This window comes from Mycobacteriales bacterium (genome assembly GCA_035690485.1).
Taxonomy (GTDB): domain Bacteria; phylum Actinomycetota; class Actinomycetes; order JAFAQI01; family DASSKL01; genus DASSKL01.
Genome location: DASSKL010000081.1, coordinates 1 through 4,437, shown reverse-complemented (window position 1 = coordinate 4,437; position 4,437 = coordinate 1). Strand labels below are relative to the sequence as shown.

Genomic DNA, 4,437 nt, shown 5'->3' with positions numbered 1-4,437 from the left:
CTGTCGGGCAACCGGGTGCCACAGGCCGTCGCCAGCAACGTCAACCCGCCCATGGCGGCCGCTGCGACACGTCGCCGGCGGTTCATCAACGGTCTCCCTGTCCGGCGCAGGCACCTGCGCGCACCCGAGTATTCGCGATCGTGTGACGATTCCCTACCGGGAGATGCTCGCCTCGGGCGGGTTCATACCGGCCAGGCCTCGCGGCGCCACGCGGCGTCCCAGAACATCCACTCGTAACGGCTGGTCGTGACGTAGACCTCCACCAGGTGGTCGTCATCGACACCGGCGAGCCGGTCGGTGACGGCGAGCACCTCGCGCACCAGCGCGCCGAACTGCTCGTCGGCGTAGGTGTCGATCCAGCGCTGGTACCGGGCGTCCGGCGAACCCTCCTCGACCAGCCGTTGACCGACCTCCCAGTAGATCCAGTAGCAGGGCAGCACCGCGGCCACGCCCTCGGCGTAGCTTCCGCCGTAGGCCGTGGCGAGCAGCGCCGCAGTGTAGGCACAGGTCGTCGGTGACATCGGCGTCGCGGCCACGTCTGCGGGGTCGACCCCGAGCTCGGGCAGCAGCGACTCGTGCAGCGCCCGCTCGACGGCCAGGGCGCCCGCGGCGTGCCGCGTGAACATCTCCGTGTCCGCCGGGTCGGCCGCCTTGGCACCGACGACGGCCAGCGCCTTGGCGTAGTCGGCGAGGTAGCGCGCGTCCTGCGCCAGGTAGTAGGCGAATCGATCAGGGTCGAGGCTGCCATCGGTCAGCCCGGCGAGGAACGGGTGGTCGAGGATCGCGGCGTAGACCGGCTCGCCGGCCGACCACATGCGCGAGCTCAGGCTCACCGGCGTACCAGCCTGCGGATTCCACCGACCACCAGCGTCCCGAGGGCGGCGGCGGCGAACGACACGACCGACGCGCTCATCCAGCTCGCCGGGGTGAAGCCGATGTCGTGCGCGACCCTGCCCCAGCCGTCGGCCCACCACCCGATGCCGCCGGGGTAGACGAGCTGGTACGCCGCGAAGCCAAGCGCCCAGGGCAGCAGCATCACCGGGCGCGCGGGTGCCGAGGCGGTGACGTCCCAGCGATGCCGGCCGTCGAGCAGGAAGTAGGCGACGACGAAGACGGCGAACAGCGGCACGAACACCGAGCCGAGCAGGTAGAGGAAGTCGAAGTAGTTGCTGATGTCGAGCACCAGGGCGAGCGCCGTCGCGAGGCCGCCCACGGCGACGGCGAGCAGCCTGCGGTCGACCAGCGGGCGCAGGTTCTGGATCGACACCACCGTCGAGTAGGTGTCGGCGAACGACTGGTCGAGCTCGCGCAGCACCAGCACCCCGAAGGCCAGCCAGCCGACCGGCACCGCGATGAACGCCGCGAACATGTCGTGCTGCAACGTGTCGCCGGCGCGCACCACGGTCGCGAGGGCGACCAGGCCCAGCGTGTAGTAGGCCACCTGCGTGACGGTGTAGCCGAGGAACGACGCGGTGAACGCCGACCGCGCCGAGCGCGCGTGCCGGCTGTAGTCGCTGGCCAGCGGTGCCCACGAGACCGACACCGCGATCGCCACGTCGGCCGCGGGCCAGAAGCCACTCCACGACCCGGTGCCGAGGTCGGGCAGCGGGTGGCGGAGCAGCTGGACGAACAGGTAGATGGTCGCGAGGACCACGGCGACGAGCGCGTAACGGCGCAGGATGCGCACCGCGCCGAGTGGGCGGATGGCCATGAGCGTGGTCAGGACCCCGGCCACGACGACGTAGGGCCAGTGCACGTGGTGCCACGGCAGGAGCTGCTGCGCGGCCGAAGAGATGACAACGATCTCGAAGACGCCCCAGCCGACCAGCTGCACGACGTTGAGCACGGTCGGCAGGTAGGACAGCCGCACGCCGAACAGGCCGCGCAGCAGGACCATCGACGGGGCACCGGTCTGCGCACCGGGCACCGCGGAGGCGGAGACCAGCAGCGTCCCGAGCACCGTCCCGACGACCACCGCCGCGAAGGCACCGACGAGCGGCAGCTTCGGGAAGCCGGCGGGTGCCAGCACGCCGATCGCGCCGACCGGGCCGAGCAGGCTGACCCCGAGGTTGGCCCACAGGCCCAGCTGGTCGAAGAAACCGAGGACGCGGGGGGCCTCCTCGGCCAGCGTCAGCGGTGCTTCGGAGGAGCGTGGCCGCTCGGCGGCCGGCTCGACGATCGTGGGTTCGGCGCCGACGGCCATGTGCGCTCCCTACGCCGGCATTACCCGGACAGGTTCAGCGGTCGGCGGCCCTTGCTGTTGCTCCGGTGTTGTGCGCCGGCGCACCCAGCCGCCCTCTCAGCCCGGTCGGTCCGAGCTCCCGCGACGGGTCCGACTCTATGCCTGCCCCGAGCGCCCGGCGAGCCGGCGCCGATCGGCGTACGTCTCCGTCAGCGCAGCAGCCGCGACATGCGCCGGTCGGCCAGCGGCTTGCCGCCGGTCTGGCAGGCCGGGCAGTACTGCAGGGCCGAGTCGGCGAACGACACCTCGCGCACGGTGTCGCCGCACACCGGGCACGCCTGCCCCGCGCGGCCGTGTACCCGCATGCCGAGCTTCTTCTCGGCCTTGAGCTCCGCGGCCGCCAGCCCGCGGGCCCGCTCGACGGCGTCGCGCAGCACCTCGCCGATCGCCGCGTGCAGGGTGGCGATCTCCTCGGCGGTCAGGTTGGCCGCCGGCCTGAACGGCGACAGCTTCGCCGCGTGCAGCACCTCGTCGGAGTAGGCGTTGCCGATGCCGGCGATGACCGCCTGGTCCCGCAGCACGCGCTTCACCTGTGCCCGGCCGGCATCGTGCAGCAACGAGGCAAGCTTCTCGACCGTGAAGGCCGGGTCGAACGGGTCGATGCCGAGGCGGGCGATGCCGGGTATGTCGGCGGGGTTGCGCACGCAGTAGACCGCGAGGCCCTTGCGGGTGCCGGCCTCGGTCAGGTCGAACCCGCTGCCGTCGTCGAGGTGCACTCGCAGTGCGAGCGGGCCCTTGCCGGGTCGCGGCGGCGCGGGGGGTAGCTGGTCGCGCCACTGCAGCCAGCCGGCGCGGGCGAGGTGCACGACGAGGTGGACGCCGTCGACGTCGAGGTCGAGGAACTTGCCGTGCCGTCGCGTGCCGCGCACCTCCAGCCCTTGGACGGCCGTGATCGGCGGGTCGTAGGTCTTCAGCACGCTGACCGCGGCGACGTCGACCCGGGCGACCGCGCGACCGGTGGCCTGCTCGCCCAGGAAGTCGGCGAGCGCCTGCACCTCGGGCAGCTCAGGCACCCGAGCAGTGTGTCAGCGCACGGCGCCGGCCGTCCTCATCGCGGCGATGCGGGCGGCGTCGTAGCCGAGGCCGGCGAGGACCTCGTCGGTGTGCTCGCCCAGCCGCGGCGCGCGGCGGAAGGCCGGCTCCCCGGCGCCCAGGAACTTCACCGGCGCCCCGGCCACCCCGACGCTGCGGTCGGCTCCCGGCTGCGGCAGGTCGACGAGCATCCGCCGCGCCGCGACGTGCGGATCGGTCACGATGTCGGAGGCCTTGTTGACCGGACCGCACGGCACCTGCCCCGCCAGCGTCTCGACGACCTGCGCCGTCGTGCGCGCCGACGTCCAGGCCTCGACCAGCCCGATCGTCTCGGCGCTGCGCGCGAACCGCGCCTCGTTGGTCGCGAACCGCGGGTCGCCGGCCAGCTCCGGTCGACCGATCAGCCGGGCCAGCGCCCGCCAGTGGTTGTCGGTCGGGGCAGCGACGCTGACCCATCCGTCGACCGTCGGGAAGATGCCGTACGGCGCGAGCATGGGATGCGTGTTGCCCTGGGGCTGCGGGTCGATGCCGGTGTAGGTCTGCAGGTAGATCGCGCGCTCGGACAGCGACATGATCCCGTCGTACATGCCGACGTCGACGAAGTCGCCGACCCCGGTGCGCTCCGCCTGGCGTACGGCGGCGAGCAGCCCGACCGTGAGCAGCACGGCAGGCCAGACGTCGCCGGTCGCGGGGCCGGTCTTCACGGGGTGCTCCGGGTCGCTGCCGGTCGTGCCGACGAGGCCGCCCATACCCTGCGCCACGATGTCGAACGCAGGCCAGTCGACGTAGGGGCTCACGCCGGTGCGCGGGTCGCCGAAGCCGCGGATGGCGGCATAGACCAGTCGCGGGAAGCGGTCGTGCAGCGTCTCCCACGCCAGGCCGAGCCGGTCCATCACCCCGACGCGGAAGTTCTCGACGAGGACATCGGCCCGGCTCAGCATCTCGAGCAGCACCTCGCGACCGTCGTCGGTCTTGAGGTCGAGCACGATGCCGCGCTTGTTGCGGTTGACGCTCTGGAAGTAGCCGCCAAAGGACCGCTCCTCGTCCTCGCGCAGGAACGGACCCCACTGCCGGGTGGCGTCACCGGCGGGCGGCTCGATCTTCACGACGTCGGCGCCCATGTCGGCGAGCAGCATCGTGCAGTAGGGCCCGGACAGCACCTG

The 4,437-nt window shown here is 72.4% G+C and carries 4 protein-coding genes and 1 riboswitch; all 4 genes read right to left on the bottom strand.

The window, feature by feature from the left end; all coding sequences use genetic code 11:
- Positions 1–182: 182 nt before the first annotated feature.
- Positions 183–815 carry a thiaminase II gene (gene tenA, locus VFJ21_12285; GenBank protein HET7407898.1) on the bottom strand — a complete coding sequence of 211 codons (633 nt, stop codon included), beginning with the start codon at positions 813–815 and terminating at the stop codon, positions 183–185.
- A 14-nt stretch (positions 816–829) separates the two neighbouring features.
- Positions 830–2,203 (bottom strand): cytosine permease, encoded by a 1,374-nt coding sequence (locus tag VFJ21_12280; protein ID HET7407897.1) that lies wholly within the window; start codon positions 2,201–2,203, stop codon positions 830–832.
- Between the two features lie 5 nt (positions 2,204–2,208).
- A riboswitch (TPP riboswitch) is annotated at positions 2,209–2,326 on the bottom strand.
- A 65-nt stretch (positions 2,327–2,391) separates the two neighbouring features.
- The gene (locus VFJ21_12275; GenBank protein HET7407896.1) at positions 2,392–3,255 is read right to left on the bottom strand and encodes a DNA-formamidopyrimidine glycosylase family protein; all 864 of its coding nucleotides are present in this window, start codon (positions 3,253–3,255) and stop codon (positions 2,392–2,394) included.
- Between the two features lie 12 nt (positions 3,256–3,267).
- On the bottom strand, positions 3,268–4,437 hold a 1,170-nt coding region (locus VFJ21_12270), incomplete at its 5' end, for a CoA transferase (GenBank protein HET7407895.1).